At 65.4% G+C, this 17,559-nt stretch carries 18 protein-coding genes; 17 read left to right on the top strand and 1 reads right to left on the bottom strand.

Annotated elements, in window-relative coordinates; translation table 11 throughout:
• From AABQ55_RS25905 to AABQ55_RS25875, 7 genes are all read left to right on the top strand, one after another.
• Positions 1-855: an alpha/beta hydrolase gene (locus tag AABQ55_RS25905; RefSeq protein WP_272807972.1), complete on the top strand. Its 855-nt coding sequence runs from the start codon at positions 1-3 to the stop codon at positions 853-855.
• Positions 852-2,462, top strand: a complete 1,611-nt coding sequence (ggt, locus tag AABQ55_RS25900; RefSeq protein ID WP_272807973.1) for a gamma-glutamyltransferase — start codon at positions 852-854, stop codon at positions 2,460-2,462. The genes AABQ55_RS25905 and ggt overlap by 4 nt, the downstream gene beginning before the upstream one ends.
• Positions 2,463-2,535: 73 nt before the next feature.
• Positions 2,536-3,510, top strand: a complete 975-nt coding sequence (locus AABQ55_RS25895) for an ABC transporter permease (RefSeq protein ID WP_245082477.1) — start codon at positions 2,536-2,538, stop codon at positions 3,508-3,510.
• A gap of 4 nt (positions 3,511-3,514) precedes the next feature.
• Positions 3,515-4,420 (top strand): ABC transporter permease, encoded by a 906-nt coding sequence (locus tag AABQ55_RS25890; RefSeq protein ID WP_245082480.1) that lies wholly within the window; start codon positions 3,515-3,517, stop codon positions 4,418-4,420.
• Positions 4,417-5,397 carry an ABC transporter ATP-binding protein gene (locus tag AABQ55_RS25885; protein WP_272807974.1) on the top strand — a complete coding sequence of 327 codons (981 nt, stop codon included), beginning with the start codon at positions 4,417-4,419 and terminating at the stop codon, positions 5,395-5,397. Before AABQ55_RS25890 ends, AABQ55_RS25885 begins: the two co-directional genes overlap by 4 nt.
• Positions 5,394-6,395, top strand: a complete 1,002-nt coding sequence (locus tag AABQ55_RS25880; protein ID WP_272807975.1) for an ABC transporter ATP-binding protein — start codon at positions 5,394-5,396, stop codon at positions 6,393-6,395. Before AABQ55_RS25885 ends, AABQ55_RS25880 begins: the two co-directional genes overlap by 4 nt.
• A 72-nt stretch (positions 6,396-6,467) precedes the next feature.
• Positions 6,468-7,664: a M20 metallopeptidase family protein gene (locus AABQ55_RS25875; RefSeq protein WP_272807976.1), complete on the top strand. Its 1,197-nt coding sequence runs from the start codon at positions 6,468-6,470 to the stop codon at positions 7,662-7,664.
• A gap of 95 nt (positions 7,665-7,759) precedes the next feature.
• On the opposite strand, the gene AABQ55_RS25870 is transcribed toward AABQ55_RS25875, so the two are convergent.
• On the bottom strand, positions 7,760-8,440 hold the full coding sequence (locus AABQ55_RS25870) for a GntR family transcriptional regulator (protein WP_245082490.1): 681 nt from the start codon (positions 8,438-8,440) through the stop codon (positions 7,760-7,762).
• A gap of 100 nt (positions 8,441-8,540) precedes the next feature.
• Between AABQ55_RS25870 and AABQ55_RS25865 the strand changes: the two genes are divergently transcribed.
• From AABQ55_RS25865 to AABQ55_RS25820, 10 genes are all read left to right on the top strand, one after another.
• Complete coding sequence (locus AABQ55_RS25865) at positions 8,541-9,140, top strand: amino acid synthesis family protein (RefSeq protein ID WP_272807977.1); 600 nt, start codon at positions 8,541-8,543, stop codon at positions 9,138-9,140.
• Positions 9,115-9,906 carry an alpha/beta fold hydrolase gene (locus tag AABQ55_RS25860; protein ID WP_272807978.1) on the top strand — a complete coding sequence of 264 codons (792 nt, stop codon included), beginning with the start codon at positions 9,115-9,117 and terminating at the stop codon, positions 9,904-9,906. The genes AABQ55_RS25865 and AABQ55_RS25860 overlap by 26 nt, the downstream gene beginning before the upstream one ends.
• Positions 9,907-9,940: 34 nt before the next feature.
• Positions 9,941-10,861 carry a flavin reductase gene (locus AABQ55_RS25855; protein WP_272807979.1) on the top strand — a complete coding sequence of 307 codons (921 nt, stop codon included), beginning with the start codon at positions 9,941-9,943 and terminating at the stop codon, positions 10,859-10,861.
• Between the two features lie 3 nt (positions 10,862-10,864).
• Positions 10,865-11,902 (top strand): LLM class flavin-dependent oxidoreductase, encoded by a 1,038-nt coding sequence (locus tag AABQ55_RS25850; protein WP_272807980.1) that lies wholly within the window; start codon positions 10,865-10,867, stop codon positions 11,900-11,902.
• 7 nt (positions 11,903-11,909) lie between these two features.
• A complete protein-coding gene (locus tag AABQ55_RS25845; protein ID WP_272807981.1) occupies positions 11,910-13,373 on the top strand; it encodes an aldehyde dehydrogenase in 1,464 nt (487 codons plus the stop codon).
• 5 nt (positions 13,374-13,378) lie between these two features.
• Complete coding sequence (locus tag AABQ55_RS25840; RefSeq protein ID WP_272807982.1) at positions 13,379-13,708, top strand: NIPSNAP family protein; 330 nt, start codon at positions 13,379-13,381, stop codon at positions 13,706-13,708.
• A gap of 33 nt (positions 13,709-13,741) precedes the next feature.
• On the top strand, positions 13,742-14,752 hold the full coding sequence (locus AABQ55_RS25835) for an ABC transporter substrate-binding protein (protein WP_272807983.1): 1,011 nt from the start codon (positions 13,742-13,744) through the stop codon (positions 14,750-14,752).
• A 69-nt stretch (positions 14,753-14,821) separates the two neighbouring features.
• The gene (locus tag AABQ55_RS25830) at positions 14,822-15,673 is read left to right on the top strand and encodes an ABC transporter permease (RefSeq protein ID WP_245082511.1); all 852 of its coding nucleotides are present in this window, start codon (positions 14,822-14,824) and stop codon (positions 15,671-15,673) included.
• Position 15,674: 1 nt separating this feature from the next.
• A complete protein-coding gene (locus AABQ55_RS25825) occupies positions 15,675-16,475 on the top strand; it encodes an ABC transporter permease (protein ID WP_245082513.1) in 801 nt (266 codons plus the stop codon).
• Positions 16,472-17,548, top strand: a complete 1,077-nt coding sequence (locus tag AABQ55_RS25820) for an ABC transporter ATP-binding protein (protein ID WP_272807984.1) — start codon at positions 16,472-16,474, stop codon at positions 17,546-17,548. Before AABQ55_RS25825 ends, AABQ55_RS25820 begins: the two co-directional genes overlap by 4 nt.
• Positions 17,549-17,559: the final 11 nt, after the last annotated feature.

Genomic DNA, 17,559 nt, shown 5'->3' with positions numbered 1-17,559 from the left:
ATGCAGGAACTCGGAACGGGCGACGCCAGCGCCCGGGCGACGGCGATCTATGACTACGGCCAGACGGCGATTTTCGCGTCACGGGTCGATCCGCGCCTTCACATGCTGCTCTACGTGCCGCCGACGGCGGCCGATGGCCGCAAGCTCGACCTTCTGGTCGCCGTGCACGGCACAGGCCGCACGTCGGCCATTGACTTCCGTGACGGTTTCGCCGAATTCGGCCTCTACAACGATTGCGCCATCCTGTGTCCGATCTTTCCCGTCGGCGTGCTCGGCGACGGCGCGCGCTCCGGCTACAAGTTCATCGAGGAGGGCGACATCCGCTATGACCGTGTCGTCCTCGCCATGGTCGAGGAAGTGGCCGCCAAATACGGCCAGGACTGGTCGACCTTCGCCATGTTCGGCTTCTCCGGCGGCGGGCATTTCACCCACCGTTTCGCCATCCTCCATCCGGAAAGGCTCTGGGCCGCCTCGATCGGCGCGCCGGGTTCCGTCACGCTTCTCGACCCGACGCGCGACTGGTGGGTCGGCATTCGCGACCTGGAGGCCCGTTTCGGCCGGCCGTTCCAGCCGCAGGAGCTTGCAAAGGTCCCGGTCCAGATGGTCGTCGGCGATGCCGACCTGGAGACCTGGGAGATCACCCACCAGCCCGGCGGGCGATACTACATGGAAGGCGCGAACGATGCCGGCGCGACGCGCCCCGAACGGCTGGCGGCGCTTGCGGAATCGTTCCGCGATGCGGGCGTCGACGTGAGCTTCGAGCGCGTGCCGGGCGTCTCCCACGACCGGATCAAGGTGCTAGGCCACGTCAAGGCCTTCCTCGCAAAGGTATTGAAGGACCGTCGCGCAAGATGAGAAACGCAACCATTGTCGCGCCGCAGCCCGAGGCGGTGGAAGCGGGCGCGCATGTCCTGGAGCGCGGCGGTAACGCCATCGACGCAGCGCTCGCCTGCGCCTTCGTCCAGGGCGTCGTCGACCCGCAGATGGCCGGCATCGGCGGGTTCGGCTCCATGCATGTGCACATGCCGAAGAGGGGCGTGCACGACATCCTGGAATTCTACGCCCGCGCACCGCTGAAGGCGACGCCGGATATGTGGCTGGGCGCGATCAAGCACCAGAGCCGGGACGGCTTCGGTTACGTTCTGGAAGGCAATATCTCGGATATCGGCTACCTTGCGGTCTGCACGCCCGGATCCCTCAAAGGCTACGAGACGGCCCTCAGGGACTACGGCACGTTCGACTGGGCCGACCTCATCGCGCCGGCGATCCGCTATGCCCGCGACGGCTTCATGATCCGCAGCCATATGCACTGGTACTGGACCAAGGACCAGTCGAACGACGGCTTTGCCAACACGCTTGAAAAGCTGCGCTATTCCGCCACCGGCCGGCGCGTCTATTTCCATGAGGACGGCAACGTCCGCAATGTCGGGGAAACGCTCGTCAATACGGACATGGCGCAGACGCTCGAGCGCATCGCACGCAGCGGCGGATCCGACATCTTCTACCATGGCGAGATCGCCGAGCAGATCGCCGAGGATTTCAAGGCCAATGGTGGCCTGATCGACCAGCAGGATCTCGCCCGCTACGAACTGTCGCGCGTAAAGCCCGTTTGGGGCGAATATCGCGGGCACCGCATCGCCACGTCGCCTCCGCCGGGTTCCGGCTTCCCGCTGCTCGAACTCCTGCATGTCATGCAGCAGTTCGATGTCGGCGCGATGCAACACGGCAGCGCCGAGCACATCCGCATCCTGTTCGAGGCCATGAAGCGGATGACGATCGACAAGGACGCCCATATGGGCGATCCCGCCTATGTCGACGTGCCCTACGAGAAGCTGCTGTCGCGCGACCATGCCGTCGCCCTGGCGGCGTCGATCAAGGCCGGCGAGAGGGCCAATGTCTCGCGCCTCGATCGGTCGCAGCGCGATACGACCCATATCTCGGTGATCGACAGGGAAGGCAATGCCGTCGCCATGACCCATACGCTGGGCAGCCCCTCCGGCGCGATCACGGATGGCCTCGGTTTCATGTATAATGGCACCATGAGCCGCTTCAATCCGGTTCCGGGAAAGCCCGGTTCCATCGCCCCCGGAAAGCGCCGGCCGAGTTCGGCCGCCCCGACCATCGTCTTCAAGGATGACGAACCCAGCATCGTGATCGGTGCGCCAGGGGGGAGCTACATCGCCCCCGCCGTCGCCCAGTGCCTCATGAACATGATCGACTTCGACATGTCCGTGCTCGAGGCTGTCGTCGCGCCCCGGATCGTCGGTGTCTCGAACACCATCGATATCTGCAACCGCATCCGCCATTCGGTGGAGGACGAACTGCGCGCCGAAGGGTATCAGGTGGCCCGCTCATCCCAGACCTATGCATTCGCGGCGGTCCACGCGATCAGGATCGAGGACGGGGTCTCCAAGGGCGCCGCCGATCCGCAACGTGACGGGATGGCGATCTCCGTCGCCTAGAAGTGTTTCCGGCCGAAGCGGAAAACGCCCTGGCGCCGGGCAATGCGCTGAAAACAGGACCCTGGAGCAGTCAATGGTCACATCGATAATCAGGCGGTTGATACAGGCGGTGTTCGTCGTCGTCGCGATGACGGTGATCGTGTTCATCGGCGTGAACGTGATCGGCAATCCGGTCGATATCCTGATCAACCCGGATGCCAACCAGGCCGAGCGTGCGCGCGTGATCGCCCACTACGGCCTCGACCAGCCGCTCTGGCGCCAATATCTCCTGTTCCTGCAAGGTCTGCTTCACGGCGATTTCGGCAACAGCTTCGTCTATGGCCGACCCGCCATGGGACTCATCCTGGAACGCCTGCCGGCAACGCTCGAACTGGCGATCTCGGCATTGGCGATCGCGCTCGTGTTCGGCCTGCCGCTCGGGCTTTACGCGGGGCTCTATCCGAACCGGGTCTCGTCGAAGCTGATCATGAGCGGCTCCATTCTCGGATTTTCGCTCCCGACATTCTGGGTCGGGCTGATGCTGATCATGGTCTTCTCGGTCGAACTGGGCTGGCTGCCGACCAACGGGCGCGGCCCGACGCTGGAACTGTTCGGCGTGCGATGGTCGTTCCTGACCGGGGAGGGGCTGAGGCACCTGCTCCTGCCCGCCTTCAATCTCGCTCTGTTCAAGACCTCCCTCATCCTGCGGCTGACGCGCGCCGGCGTGCAGGAGGTGCTCCCCCAGGATTATGTCAAGTTCGCCCGTGCGAAGGGCCTGCGCGAGCGCCGGGTGATCGCAGTGCATGTGCTCAAGAACCTGATGATCCCCGTCGTGACGATCATCGGCCTCGAATTCGGCTCGCTCATCGCCTTTTCGGTGGTCACCGAAAGCATCTTCGCCTGGCCCGGCATGGGCAAGCTCATCATCGACTCGATCAATCTCCTCGATCGGCCCGTCATCGTCGCCTACCTGATGATGATGGTCCTGCTCTTCGTCGTCCTGAACTTCATCATCGACGTCTGTTACACCATCCTGGATCCGCGGGTCCGGCTGGATTCAAAGGCTTAGACCCATGGCCGAACACGATATGCAAGAGACGCTTCCGGAACCCGGCCGGCTTTCCAAGCATCTCGCCGATTTCTTCGCCTCGCCGGCGGCGGCGATCGGTTTCGTCACCCTCCTCGTCATCTGTTGCCTGGCGCTCCTTGCGCCCTGGATATCGCCGCAGAACCCCTACGACCTGATGCAGCTGGACATTATGGACGGGCGCCTGCCGCCGGGGTCGGAATCCATGACCGGCCTCGTCTATCACCTCGGCACGGACAGCCAGGGCCGGGACATCCTGTCCGGCATTCTCTACGGCCTTCGCACGTCGCTGCTGGTCGGCGTGCTCTCCGCCTTCGCCGCCGCCATCATCGGCACGACGGCCGGGCTGTTCGCCGCCTATATGGGGCGCCGGACAGAAACCGTGATCATGCGCCTGGTCGACCTGCAGCTGTCCTTCCCGACGATCCTGATGGCGCTGATGATGCTGGCGATCCTCGGCAAGGGCGTGCTGAATGTCGTCATCGCGCTGATCATCGCCGAATGGGCGACCTATGCGCGCACCGTCCGCGCCACCGCCCTCGTCGAGCGCGAGAAGGAATATATCGAGGCGGCGCGCATGCTCCGCCTGCCGGGCTGGCGCATCCTCTTCCGGCACCTGCTGCCGAACTGTCTCGCCCCCGTCATCGTGATCGCGACGATGCAGGTGGCGCGCGCCATCGGCCTGGAGGCGACGCTTTCCTTCCTCGGCCTCGGCGCCTCCGTCACCGAACCCTCGCTCGGCATGCTGATCTCGACGGGGTACCAGTATCTGCTGACGGGCCTCTACTGGATCAGCTTCTTTCCCGGCATCGCGCTCCTGGTCACCATCGTCGCCATCAACCTGGTCGGCGACCGCCTCCGCGACGTGCTCAATCCGAGGAATGCATCATGAGCGCGCTCTTGCAGGTACGCAACCTGGTCACCGAGTTCGGCGGCGGCAAGGGACAGCCCGGCACCCGGGCGGTCAACGACGTGTCCTTCTCCGTCGAGCGCGGCCGCGTGCTTGGCCTTGTGGGCGAGTCCGGCTCCGGAAAGTCGGTCACCGGCTTTTCGATCATCCGGCTTCTGGAACGGCCCGGCCGCATCGCCGCGGGCGAGATCTTTTTCGACGGCGTCGATATCAGCCGGAATTCGGAGGAGGAGATGCGCCGCCTCCGCGGCAAGCGGATCGCGATGGTGTTCCAGGATCCCACGATGACGCTCAATCCAGTCCTGTCCGTCGGCACGCAGATGATCGAGGCCGTGCTGGCCCACGAGAGCGTATCGAAGGAAGCCGCCCGGCAGCGCGCCCGCGATGCGCTCGGCCTCGTCGGCATCCCGAGCCCCGAGGAGCGGCTTGCGGCCTATCCCCACCAGTTTTCCGGCGGCATGCGCCAGCGGGTGGCCATCGCCATCGCGCTCCTGCACAAGCCGGACCTCATCATCGCCGACGAACCGACGACAGCGCTCGATGTGACGATCCAGAGCCAGATCATCGCGGAGTTCCAGAAGCTCACCGAAGAGGCAAGGACCGCGGTGATCTGGGTCACACACGACCTCGCGATCGTTTCGCGGCTGGCCGACGACATCGCCGTGATGTATGCCGGCCGGCTGGTGGAGACCGGCCCCGTCTCCGGGGTTCTGAACGATCCCCGCCATCCCTATACGGCAGGCCTGATCGCCTCCGTGCCGTCGCAGAACCACCGCGGGGAGCGCTTGCACCAGATCAACGGCATGACGCCGGCCCTCAACCGTCTTCCGCAGGGCTGCAGTTTTCGCACGCGCTGCGAGCGGGCGGACGACGGCTGCCTTGTCATGCCGGAGCTCGCGCTTGCGGGCGAGCGATCCTTCCGCTGCATCCATCCCGTGACGAAAGTATCTGCATCATGACGGCTGCCGAGACCCCATTGATCGAGGCCAGGACGATAACGCAGCGTTTCGGCGCCAGGCCGGACCTTGCCGCGAAGATCGCGCTCAGCCTGAAGCTGGCGAAACCCGCCCCGGTCGTCCATGCGCTGGATGGCGTCAGCCTCAGCATCCGCAGCGGCGAGGTCGTCGGCCTCGTCGGCGAGAGCGGCTGCGGAAAATCGACCCTCGGCCGCGTCATCGCCGGGATCGCCGCGCCGACTGGCGGCAATGTCCTGTGGAAGGGCGTGGATCGCCGGGCGATGTCCGCCGCCGAGCAGAAAGAGGCCGGCCTTGCCACGCAGATGATCTTCCAGAACCCGATGGCCGCCCTCAATCCGCGCATGACGATCGAGGACATCATCTGGGAGGCGCCGAAGACGCATGGCTTGGCGACCTCGGCGGAACGCGCCTCCTACGTGGACAATTACCTGACGCTGGCCGGGTTCGACCCGTCCATGAAGGCCCGTTATCCGCACCAGTTCTCCGGCGGTCAGCGCCAGCGCGTCAACATCGCGCGGGCATTGGCGGTGCAGCCGCAATTCCTTGTCTGCGACGAAAGCGTCGCCGCCCTCGACGTCTCCATCCAGGCCCAGGTGATCAACCTGTTCATGGACCTCAGGGACCGGCTGGACCTGACCTATCTCTTCGTCAGCCATGACCTCGGGGTGGTGGAGCACATTTCCGACCGCGTCGCGATCATGTATCTCGGCCGCATCGTCGAGGAAGCGCCCGTCGAGGATGTCTTCCGGCGTCCTAACCACCCCTATACGAAGGCCCTTCTTGCGGAAGTTCCCCGGATCGAAACCGGAAAGCGGCGTTTCAAGGCCGTGGAAGGCGAACTGCCCAGCCCGCTCGATCCGCCGAAGGGGTGCCATTTCCATCCCCGCTGTCCGTTCGCCATGGAGCGCTGCCGGGTGGAGGTGCCAATCCGCAAGGAGGTGGCGCCGCGACATCTGTCGGCCTGCCATCTGAACGGCTGACGGAGCGCCTGGAGCGTTCGACCAGGGCCCGGTCGCATCCGTAATTTCAAATCCGAGAACAGGAGGTCAGCCGTGGCTGAGAAGGTTTCCCATTCCGGCGTCAACGACGTGGCGTCGCTGATTGCCGCGATCGTCAATGAAAACGAGGCCCGTTTCGTCGATGTCCGCAGGCGCATCCACGAATATCCCGAAATCGCCTTCGAGGAGGTCCGGACCGCGGCCCTCGTCGCGCAGACCCTGGCGAGCCTCGGGATCGACCACCAGACCGGCGTCGGCCGCACCGGCGTCGTCGGGCATATTCACGGCAAGAGGCCCGGCCCCACATTGCTGATCCGCGCGGACATGGACGCCCTGCCGATGCAGGAGGAGACGGGGCTGGCCTATGCGAGCAAGGTCCCGAACCGTATGCATGCCTGCGGTCACGATCTCCACACCGCGACGGTGCTGGCCGTCGGCGCCGTGCTGAAGCGCCTGGAGGACCGGTTGGCCGGTGACGTTCGCCTGGTCTTCCAGCCGGCGGAGGAGGCCATCGGCGGTGCCAGGGAAATGATCGCCGACGGGGTCATGGAGGGCGTCGACATGGCGCTGAGCCTGCATAACCGGCCTGAAATACCGGTCGGCCAGTTCGGTATCGTGCACGGCTATGCGAATGCCGCGGTCGATTCCTTTGACATCACCGTGCAGGGCAAGGGCGGACATGCCGCCCGTCCCTACGCCGCCGTCGATCCGATCGTCATCGCGGCCCAGCTGATCGGCCAGCTGCAGACCATCGTGTCGCGAGACGTGCGGGCGCTCGACGCCTGCGTGGTGACGGTCGGCTCGATCCATGCGGGGGAGGCGAGAAACATCATTCCCGAACGGTGCGAACTGAAGGGAACGGTGCGCAGCCGGCAGCCGGAGGCGCGCGACGCGGCGGAGGTCGGCCTGCGCCGGCTCTGCGAGGGGGTGGGTTTGAGCTTCAGGGCAGGATGCGAGCTCACCTACAGACGGGGCACGCCGCCCATCTTCAACGATGCGGGCATGCTCCAGCGCACCGTCAATGCGATCAGGGCGCAGCTCGGCGACGTCGCCTTCGACTACGAGCCGAGCATGGGCGGCGAGGATTTTGCGCTTTTCGCTGAAATCGTTCCGTCATTCCGGCTGCTTGTCGGTTCCTCCCAGCCGGGACGATCAGACAAGGTGCACAATCCGCATTATCAGCCGGACGAGCGGTCCATCGCCTTCGGAACGCTGGCGCTGGCAAGGACGGCGGCCGACCTCCTGAGCTGACGGGATGCCGGTCGGCGGTGCTTTTAATGACCATCGAGCCTTGGCATGACTGCACACGGCCGCCGATTTTCGGCGGTCGCGTTTTATTCGGATGATCAGGCGAGGATCGTCTTCGCGATCGCCGAAGCTGCGCCAACATGGGCGCGGCAGGCCGCGGCGGCGGCAGCGGGGTCATTGGCGTCGATCGCTTTGAAGATTTCCCGGATTTGCGAGGGGCCGGACGCCATGCGGTTCGATGTCGAGAGCGTCATGACGCGCAGCCGCGAGATGCGGCTGTTCAGGCGGCTGACGATTTCCCAGGCGATGTTGTGGCCGCCAGCCTCGAAGACGACCTTGTAGAACTCCGTGGTGGCATCGAGCACGCCGACGGGAGAGTTTTGCTTCGATGTCTCTTCCAGTTCGTTCATCGCTTTCCGCAGCCGCGCCTTGACGTCGGGGCCGGCAACGCGCGCGCAATCGGCGACCGCGGTTGATTCCAGCGCGGCCCGGATCTCGTAGATCTGCCGCGCATCATCCCAATCGAGCTTTGCGACGATCGGTCCTTGCTTGGCGAGCATCTCGACGAGCCCTTCCGCCTCGAGATGGCGAATGACCTCACGGATGACGGAGCGCGAGACGCCGAGCTGGTCGCAGAGCGTGCGTTCGACCAGCCGCTCGCCCGGCTCGAAGAGGCCGCCGATGATGGCGCGGCGCATGCGGTCGAGCGCAATCTCCCGGAGCGTTGTCGGCGGGGTTTCGATGCGGAGGGCCGCGAGGCTTTCGGCGTTCTTTGTCATGCTGGACTCATAGCCGCAAAAAAAGTTCGAGACAATGGCTTGACACTTTGTCTTATGGTATACCAAAATATGAGCAGATGAAAGACAGGAGGATGCCTCGGTGACGCTGGTCCGGAAAACGCTGCTGCATGTGGAGACGACGTTCGTGGAGGGCGGCAGAAAGGCCGCACGGCCGCTCAAGCTGATCGCGGCCATGGCCGTCGTGAAAAACCCATGGGCTGGCCGCGGTTTCGTCGAGGACCTGAAACCGGAAATCCATGCCGTCGCTCCGGTCCTCGGCGAGCTCCTGACCGGGATGATCATCGATGAGGCCGGTTCCGGCGAAGCCGTCGAAGCCTATGGCAAGTCGGCGGTCGTCGGCCTGGACGGCGAGGTAGAGCATGCGTCCGCCCTTATCCACACGCTTCGTTTCGGCAACCACTACCGCAGCGCCGTGGGCGCAAAGTCCTATCTCGCCTTCTGCAACACGCGCGGCCCGGCGAATGCGCCGATCATGATCCCGCTGATGGACAAGAACGACGAGGGCCGCCGGTCGCACTACCTCACCATTCAGTGCGCGGTCCCGGACGCGCCGGCCGCCGACGAGATCGTGCTGGCGCTTGGCGCTTCCATTGGCGGTCGCCCGCATCACCGCATCGGTGACCGGTACCAGGACCTCAAGGAGCTGGGCCACGATGTTGCAAATCCTGCCGCGGTCTAAGACGCCTTCGGGCGCGGCCTATCTGGAGCGGGGCGCGGGGGATGAGGCCCTCGTCCTTATCCACGGCGTCGGCATGCGCATCGAGGCCTGGGGGCCGCAGATCGAGCGGCTGGCGGAAGGGTATCGCGTGATCGCGGTCGATCTTCCCGGTCACGGCCTTTCGAATGCGCTCGATGGCGCGCCGGACCTGCACCGTTATGTGGCATGGTTCCAGCGCTTCCTGGAGGAGGTCGATGCCGGGCCGGTCAATGTCGCGGGCCATTCGATGGGCGCGCTGATCGCAAACGGCATCGTGGCGACGGCGCCCGGGAGGGTGCGGCGGGTTGCGCTGTTGAATGGCGTCTACCGGCGGGGGCCGGACGCGCGGAAGGCTGTGGAGGCGCGGGCGCGGGAAATCGGGTCCGGCGACTTCGACCGGGTGGCGCCGCTGGCCCGCTGGTTTTCCGAGGAGGAGGCGGGAACCGACGCCTACATCCTGGTGCACGACCTGCTGCAGGCGGTGGACCCGTCAGGTTATGCCGCGGCCTACGCGGCCTTTGCCGGCGGGGATACGGTCTATGCGGATTGCTGGCCCGGGGTCGAATGCCCGGCGCTCTTTCTGACGGGGGACGGGGACCTGAATTCGACCGCCGGCATGACGCGGGACATGGCCGCTGCCGCCCGCCGGGGACGGGCCGTGGTGATCGAGGGGCACCGTCACATGGTGAACCTGACGGCGCCCGACGCGGTGAACCGTGCGCTTGCGGACTGGCTGGCGACGAGCTGAAACATTCGGTCCTCACGGACCATGGGAGGAGACCATGATACCAGACGCGAGAGCCCTGCGCGACGCCTTCGGCGCATTCCTGACCGGTGTCACCGTCGTCACGACCGTAGACGATGCGGGCGCGCCGATCGGCTTCACCGCCAACAGCTTCACCAGCGTTTCGCTCGATCCGCCGCTGCTCCTCGTCTGCCTGGCGAAGACCTCGCGTAACTACGCGACGCTGACCGGCGCGAAGGGGTTTGGCGTGAACATCCTCTCGGAAGGGCAGAAGGAGGTTTCCAACACCTTCGCCCGCCCCGTCGAGGACCGTTTCGCGGCCGTCGACTGGAGGCCGGGCCCGCACGGTTCGCCCGTCTTCGCCGATGTTGCCGCCTGGTTCGATTGCGCGACGCATGAGGTCGTCGATGCCGGCGATCATGTGATCCTGATCGGCCGGGTCGAGGGTTTCGACAACAGCGGCAAGACCGGCCTCGGCTATGCGCGCGGCGGGTATTTCACGCCGGCGCTCGCTGAAAAGAGCCTGCTCGCCTCGGCCGAAAGCCTGCTTCTCGGCGCAGTCGCCGTGCGGAACGGTGAACTCCTCCTGGTCGATGACGGCAAGGGGGGCTGGACGCTGCCGTTCGTCGAAAAGGCCGAGGGTGACGGCATGGAGGCCCTGGAGCATCATATCGCGCAGACGGTGGGTCTGACGCTCATGACCGGGCTTCTCTACTCCGTCTACGAGGACACGAAAACCGGCCAGCAACATGTCGTCTACCGCGCCGAACTGGGAGACGGGACGGCAAGGAGCGGCCGCTTCTTTCCCGTCCAGGCTCCGCCGGTGGCCGAGATCGCCGACGGTGCGGTGCGCGACATCGTCACGCGTTTTGCGCAGGAAAGCACGCTCGGCAATTTCGGCGTCTATTTCGGAAATCAGGAAAAGGGCCGCGTGCACGCCGTGGCTGCAAAGGGGTAAGCCATGAAATTCTCCCTGTTCGTTCACATGGAACGGCTGGATGCCAGCCAGAACCATCAGGACCTTTATGAGGAATTCATCGCGCTGTGCGAGATCGCGGACAAGGGCGGCATGCATGCCATCTGGACCGGCGAGCACCACGCCATGGACTTCACCATCGCGCCGAACCCCTTCGTCAACATCGCGGACCTTGCGCGACGCACGAAGAATGTGCGCCTCGGCACGGGCACGGTGATCGCGCCGTTCTGGCATCCCATCAAGCTTGCCGGCGAAGCGGCGATGACCGACATCATCGCTGGCGGCCGGCTCGACGTGGGCATCGCGCGCGGCGCCTACAGCTTCGAATACGAACGGCTCCTGCCGGGCCTCGATGCCTGGGGCGCCGGCCAGCGGATGCGCGAGCTGATCCCGGCCGTCAAGGGGCTCTGGGCGGGCGACTATGCCCACGACGGGGAGTTCTGGAAATTCCCGAAGACGACCTCCGCGCCGAAACCGGTGCAGCAGCCGCACCCGCCGATCTGGGTCGCGGCGCGCGATCCCAACAGCCACGAATTCGCCGTCGCCAACGGCTGCAACGTGCAGTGCACGCCGCTTGCCAATGGCGAGGCGGAAATCGCCAGCCTCATGGAGCGCTTCGATGCGGCCTGCGAGAAGGCGACGGGCGTGCCGCGCCCGAAGATCATGCTGCTGCTGCACACCTATGTCGGCTCCGACGAGGCCGATATCGCGCAGGCCGCGAATGAAGTGAGCACCTACTACAATTACTTCTTCGCCTGGTTCAAGAACGAGCGGCCGATCAGCCAGGGTCTCATCGAGCGTCTGAGCGAGGAAGAGCTTGCCGCCAATCCCAACCTCACGCCGCAGAAGATGCGCGAGAACATGCCGATCGGCACGGCGGACGAGGTGATCAAGCGGCTGAAGGTCTACGAGGATCTCGGCTATGACGAATATTCGTTCTGGATCGACACGGGCATGAGCTTTGCACGCAAGAAGGCGTCGCTCGAACGCTTCATCGCCGATGTCATGCCGGCATTCCGGTGAGGCCGCCATGCAGAGCTTCCAGCAATATATAGACGGAACCTTCGAAGACGGCGCGGCACGGTTCGACTCGATCGATCCGGCGACCGGGACGGTCTGGGCGGCGATGCCCGAAGCGCGCGAAGACGATGTCGATCGTGCCGTGAAGGCCGCGCAGCGCGCACTCTGGAACGGAGCCTGGCCGGCCATGACCGCGACGGCCCGCGGCAAGCTGCTCTACCGGCTTGCCGATCTCGTCGAGGCCAATGCCCGCACGCTCGCCGAACTGGAGACCCGCGACACCGGAAAGATCATCCGCGAGACCTCCGCGCAGATCGCCTATGTCGCGGATTACTACCGCTATTATGCCGGCCTTGCCGACAAGATCGAGGGCGCGACGCTCGCCATCGACAAGGCGGACATGGATGTCTGGACGCGGCGCGAGCCGATCGGCGTCGTGGCCGCGGTCGTGCCGTGGAACAGCCAGCTTTTCCTCTCGGCCGTGAAGATCGGCCCGGCGCTCGCCGTCGGCTGCACGCTGGTCGTCAAGGCCTCGGAGGAGGGCCCCGCGCCGCTTCTCGAATTCGCGCGGCTCGTGCACGAGGCGGGCTTTCCGGCGGGTGTCGTCAATATCCTGACAGGCTTCGGCCCGACCTGCGGCAGCGCGCTGACCCGTCACCCCGGCGTCGATCACATCGCCTTCACCGGAGGCCCGGCGACGGCGGCGGCCGTGGTGCGCAATTCCGCGGAAAACCTTGCCACGACCTCGCTCGAACTCGGCGGCAAGTCGCCCTTCATCGTCTTTGCCGATGCGGATCTCGACAGCGCGGCCAACGCGCAGGTCGCGGGGATTTTTGCCGCGACGGGCCAGAGCTGCGTCGCCGGCTCGCGCCTCATCGTCGAGGCTTCGGTGAAGGACCGGTTCCTCGACATCCTGAAGGCGAAGGCGGAAGCCATCCGCATCGGCGCGCCGCTCGACATGGCGACGGAAGTCGGGCCGCTGTGCACGCGCCGGCAGCGCGACCATATCGCGGCGGTCGTCGCCGCCTCGCTGGAGGCGGGTGCGAAACTTGTGACCGGTGGCCGGGCAGGAGAGGGCGGCGGCTTCTATTATGTCCCCACCATCCTCGACTGCGACGGCGTGTCCGCCGCCTCGGTGGAGACCGAGCTCTTCGGGCCGGTGCTTTCCGTGCTTTCCTTCACGAGCGAGGAGGAGGCGGTGCGGCTTGCGAACGCCACGCCCTACGGGCTCGCCTCCGGCGTGTTCACGCGCGACCTTGCCCGCGCCCACCGCATGATCAAGCGCATCCGCGCTGGCATCGTCTGGGTGAACACCTATCGCGCGGTCTCGCCGATCGCGCCCTTCGGCGGATATGGCCAGTCGGGGCAGGGGCGCGAGGGCGGGCTTGCCGCCGCGCTCGACTACACGAAGACGAAAACCGTGTGGCTCCGGACGTCCGACGATCCGATCCCCGATCCCTTCGTGATGCGGTGACGGCGATGTTTGTCGAAATCCGCACCTACCGGCTGAAGAACGGCGGCATTCCCGAATACCTCAAGGTGGTCGGCGAAACCGGCATCGCGATCCAGAAGAAGCATCTCGGCAATCTCGTCGGTTATTTCTCCTCGGAGATCGGACCGGTCAACGAGATCGTCCACATCTGGAGCTTTGCGAGCCTGGACGACCGGCAGGCGCGTCGCGCGCGCCTTGCCGCCGATCCAGACTGGCAGGCCTTCCTGCCGAAGATCCGCGACCTGATCGTCACCGCGGACAACAAGATCATGACACCGGCCGCCTTTTCGCCGCTTGGCGGCAGCGTGCCGGCCTGACGACGATATCAACCGAACCGGGAGGATGGAAACATGAAAAGCAGACTGGTAATCGCGCTTCTTTCGACGACGCTCTTGCTTGCGGGAAACGCCGCGGCTGAGGACCTGGTCTTTACGAGCTGGGGCGGGACCACGCAGGACGCCCAGAAGACCTACTGGGCCGATGCCTTCACCGCGGAGAGCAACATCGCCGTCACGCAGGACGGCCCGACCGACTACGGCAAGATCAAGGCCATGGTGGAAGCCGGCAACGTGACCTGGGACGTCGTGGACGTCGAGGGCGACTACGCGGTCCAGGCCGGCAACGCGGGCCTTCTCGAAAAGCTCGACTTCTCCGTCATCGACAAGACCAAGCTAGATCCGCGCTTCGTGACGGACTATTCCGTCGGCAGCTTCTACTATTCCTTCGTGATCGGCTGCAACAAGGACGCGGTCGAGGCCTGCCCGAAGACCTGGGCGGATCTGTTCGACACCCAGAAATTCCCCGGCAAGCGCACCTTCTACAAGTGGTCCGCGCCGGGCGTGATCGAGGCGGCGCTGCTGGCCGACGGCGTTGCCGCCGACAAGCTCTATCCGCTCGATCTCGACCGCGCCTTCAGGAAGCTCGACACGATCAAGGCGGATATCGTCTGGTGGGACAGCGGCGCCCAGTCGCAGCAGCTTCTCGCCTCCGCCGAGGCGCCGTTCGGCTCGTTCTGGAACGGCCGCCTGACGGCACTCGCCGAAACCGGCGTCACCGTCGAGACGTCCTGGACGAACAACATCACGGCAGCCGATTCCCTGGTCGTACCGAAGGGCGCGAAGAACAAGGATGCGGCGATGAAGTTCATCGCGCAGGCCACCAGCGATCAGGCCCAGGCACAGTTCGCCACCGCGACCGGCTATGCGCCGATCAACCTCGATGCCAGCACCCTGATGGACGCGGAACTGCGCAACTCGCTGCCGGACATGCAGGCGGATACCCAGGTCAACGCCGACATGGGCTACTGGGCCGAGCATCGCGACGAGATCGGCACCCGCTGGTACGCCTGGCAGGCGAAGTAAGGCCATCTCCCAAGACGATGGCGGGCCGGCAGCTGCCGGCCCGCTTCCCAATCCACTGGATGATCGATCATGGCTGTTACGGTAGCGACAGGCGCCGTCAAAACGAAGCGCGAGGGCACGTTCGGCTATCTCCTGCCGGCCTTGCTGCTCATTGCCTTCTTCTTCATCGTGCCGGTGCTCATGCTGCTCGTGCGCAGCGTGCTGGAACCGGAGCCCGGTTTGCAGAACTATGCGGTTCTCCTCGGTTCGACGACCTATCTGCGCGTCTTCCTGAACACGTTCATGGTGGCCGGCGTCGTCACGCTCGTCTCGATCGTCATCGGCTATCCGGTCGCCTGGCTGCTCGCCATCATGCCGGAACGGTGGTCGCGCATCGTGCTGGCCATCATCATCCTGTCTATGTGGACGAACCTGCTCGCCCGCACCTATGCCTGGATGGTGCTGCTGCAGCGTACCGGCGTCGTCAACAAGACACTGATGGGCCTTGGCCTCATCGACCAGCCGCTGGCGCTCGTCAACAATCTCGTCGGCGTCACCATCGGCATGACCTATATCATGCTGCCCTTCGTCATCCTGCCGCTGATGGGCGTGATCCGCGCCATCGATCCGGCGATCCTGCGCGCTGCGGCGCTGTGCGGCGCCGGCCGGCTGCAATGCTTCTGGCGCGTGCTGCTGCCGCTGTCGCTGCCGGGCATCGCCGCCGGCGCGCTGATGGTCTTCGTCATGTCGCTCGGCTATTTCGTGACGCCCGCCCTCCTCGGCGGCACCGCCAACATGATGCTCGCCGAACTCGTCGCGCAGTTCGTGCAGTCGCTGGTGAACTGGGGCATGGGGGGCGCGGCCGCGCTGGTGCTGCTCGTCGTCACCCTCGCGCTCTACGCGGTCCAGCTGCGTTATTTCAATCCGGCCCGGGGGACGTGACATGCTGCTCGACTTCGACAAGCTCGGCGGGCTGCGCACCGCCCTCATCGCCCTCGTCGCGCTGGTCTGCCTCTTCCTGATCCTGCCCATCGTCTTCATCGCCGCGCTCTCGTTCGGCTCCTCGCAATGGCTGATCTTCCCGCCGCCCTCCTGGACCTTCAGATGGTATCAGGATCTTTTCGCCGATCCGCGCTGGCTCTATTCGGCGCTGACGAGCCTGAAGATCGCGGCCATCGTCACGGTGCTGTCCGTGGTGATCGGCTTCCTTGCCGCCCTCGGCCTCAATCGTGGCCGCTTTCCCGGCCGGGATTTCCTGCGGGCGCTGTTCCTCACGCCGATGATCCTGCCCGTCGTGGTGCTGGCAGTGGCGCTTTATGCGCTCTTCCTGAAGCTCGGCCTTGCCGGCACGACGCTTGCCTTCATCATCGCCCATCTCCTGATCGCGCTGCCCTTCTCGATCATCTCGATCGGCAATGCGCTGGAAGGCTTCGACCGCTCGGTCGAGGACGCGGCCATCCTGTGCGGGGCGAGCCCGTGGGAGGCGCGGCTGCGCGTGACGGTGCCGGCCGTCAGCCACGGCATCTTCGGCGCCGCCGTCTTCTCCTTCCTCGCCTCCTGGGACGAGGTGGTGCTGGCGATCTTCATGGCCAGCCCGACCCTGCAGACGCTGCCCGTGAAGATCTGGTCCACGCTCCGGCAGGACCTGACGCCGGTGATCGCCGCCGCCTCCACATTGCTCATCGCCTTCACGATCCTCCTGATGATCGTCGCAGCACTCTTCCGCAAGGGACGAAAAGCATGACCCAACCCTTCCTCAGCATCCGCGGCATCCGCAAGACCTACGGCACGGTCACGGCCGTCAAGAGCGTCGGCATGGACATTGCCGAGGGCGAGTTCATGACCTTCCTCGGCCCTTCGGGGTCCGGCAAGTCGACCACCCTCTATATCCTTGCCGGCTTCCAGGATCCGACGGACGGCGACATCCTGCTGAAGGGCCGGAGCCTCTTGTCGACGCCGTCGCACAAGCGCAACATCGGCATGGTGTTCCAGCGTTATACGCTCTTCCCGCATCTGTCCGTCGGCGAGAACGTCGCCTTCCCGTTGCGCATCCGCCGCCGCCCGCAGGCCGAGATCGCCGAGCGCGTGAAGGCGGCCCTGAAGCTCGTGCGCCTGGAGGGGGTCGAGGATCGCATGCCGGCCAATATGTCCGGCGGCCAGCAGCAGCGCGTCGCACTCGCCCGCGCGCTCGTCTACAACCCGCCGGTGCTGCTGATGGACGAGCCGCTCTCGGCGCTCGACAAGAAGCTGCGCGAGGAGATCCAGTTCGAAATCCGCCGCATCCACCAGGAGACGGGCGTCACCATCCTCTATGTCACGCATGACCAGGAGGAGGCGTTGCGCCTGTCCGACCGCATCGCGGTCTTCAGCCAGGGCGAGATCGACCAGATCGGCACAGGTCCCGAACTCTATTCCAACCCGGCGACCCGCTTCGTTGCAGGCTTCATCGGCGACAGCAATTTTCTCGATGCGACCGTCGTGGCGAGCCATGCCGGCAAGGCGAAGCTTTCGCTGGGCGATGGCGCCGTCGTCGAAGATGTGCCGTTGCACGGGGCGTCGACGGCAAGCGGCAAGGCATCGCTGATGCTGCGCCCGGAACGCCTGTCGCTGTCACGCGCCTCGGTCCCCTCGGGCATTGCCGTGACGGTGCGGGATATCACCTTCCTCGGCAACAATGTCGAGGTCAGCACCGCGACGTCGGCCGGTGCCGATCTTTCGGTGCGCCTGCCGTTCGGCCACGAGGCGATTTCGAGCCTTGCGCGCGGCGAAAAGGCCTGGCTGACCTTCGACACGGCCTCCGCCCACGCCTTTGCCTGAATCCTGCCCCC

It is taken from the genome of Shinella sp. WSD5-1, from assembly GCF_963942435.1.
Taxonomy (GTDB): domain Bacteria; phylum Pseudomonadota; class Alphaproteobacteria; order Rhizobiales; family Rhizobiaceae; genus Shinella; species Shinella yambaruensis.
Note: the sequence above shows the minus strand (reverse complement) of the source record. Positions and strands in the feature narration are given on the sequence as shown.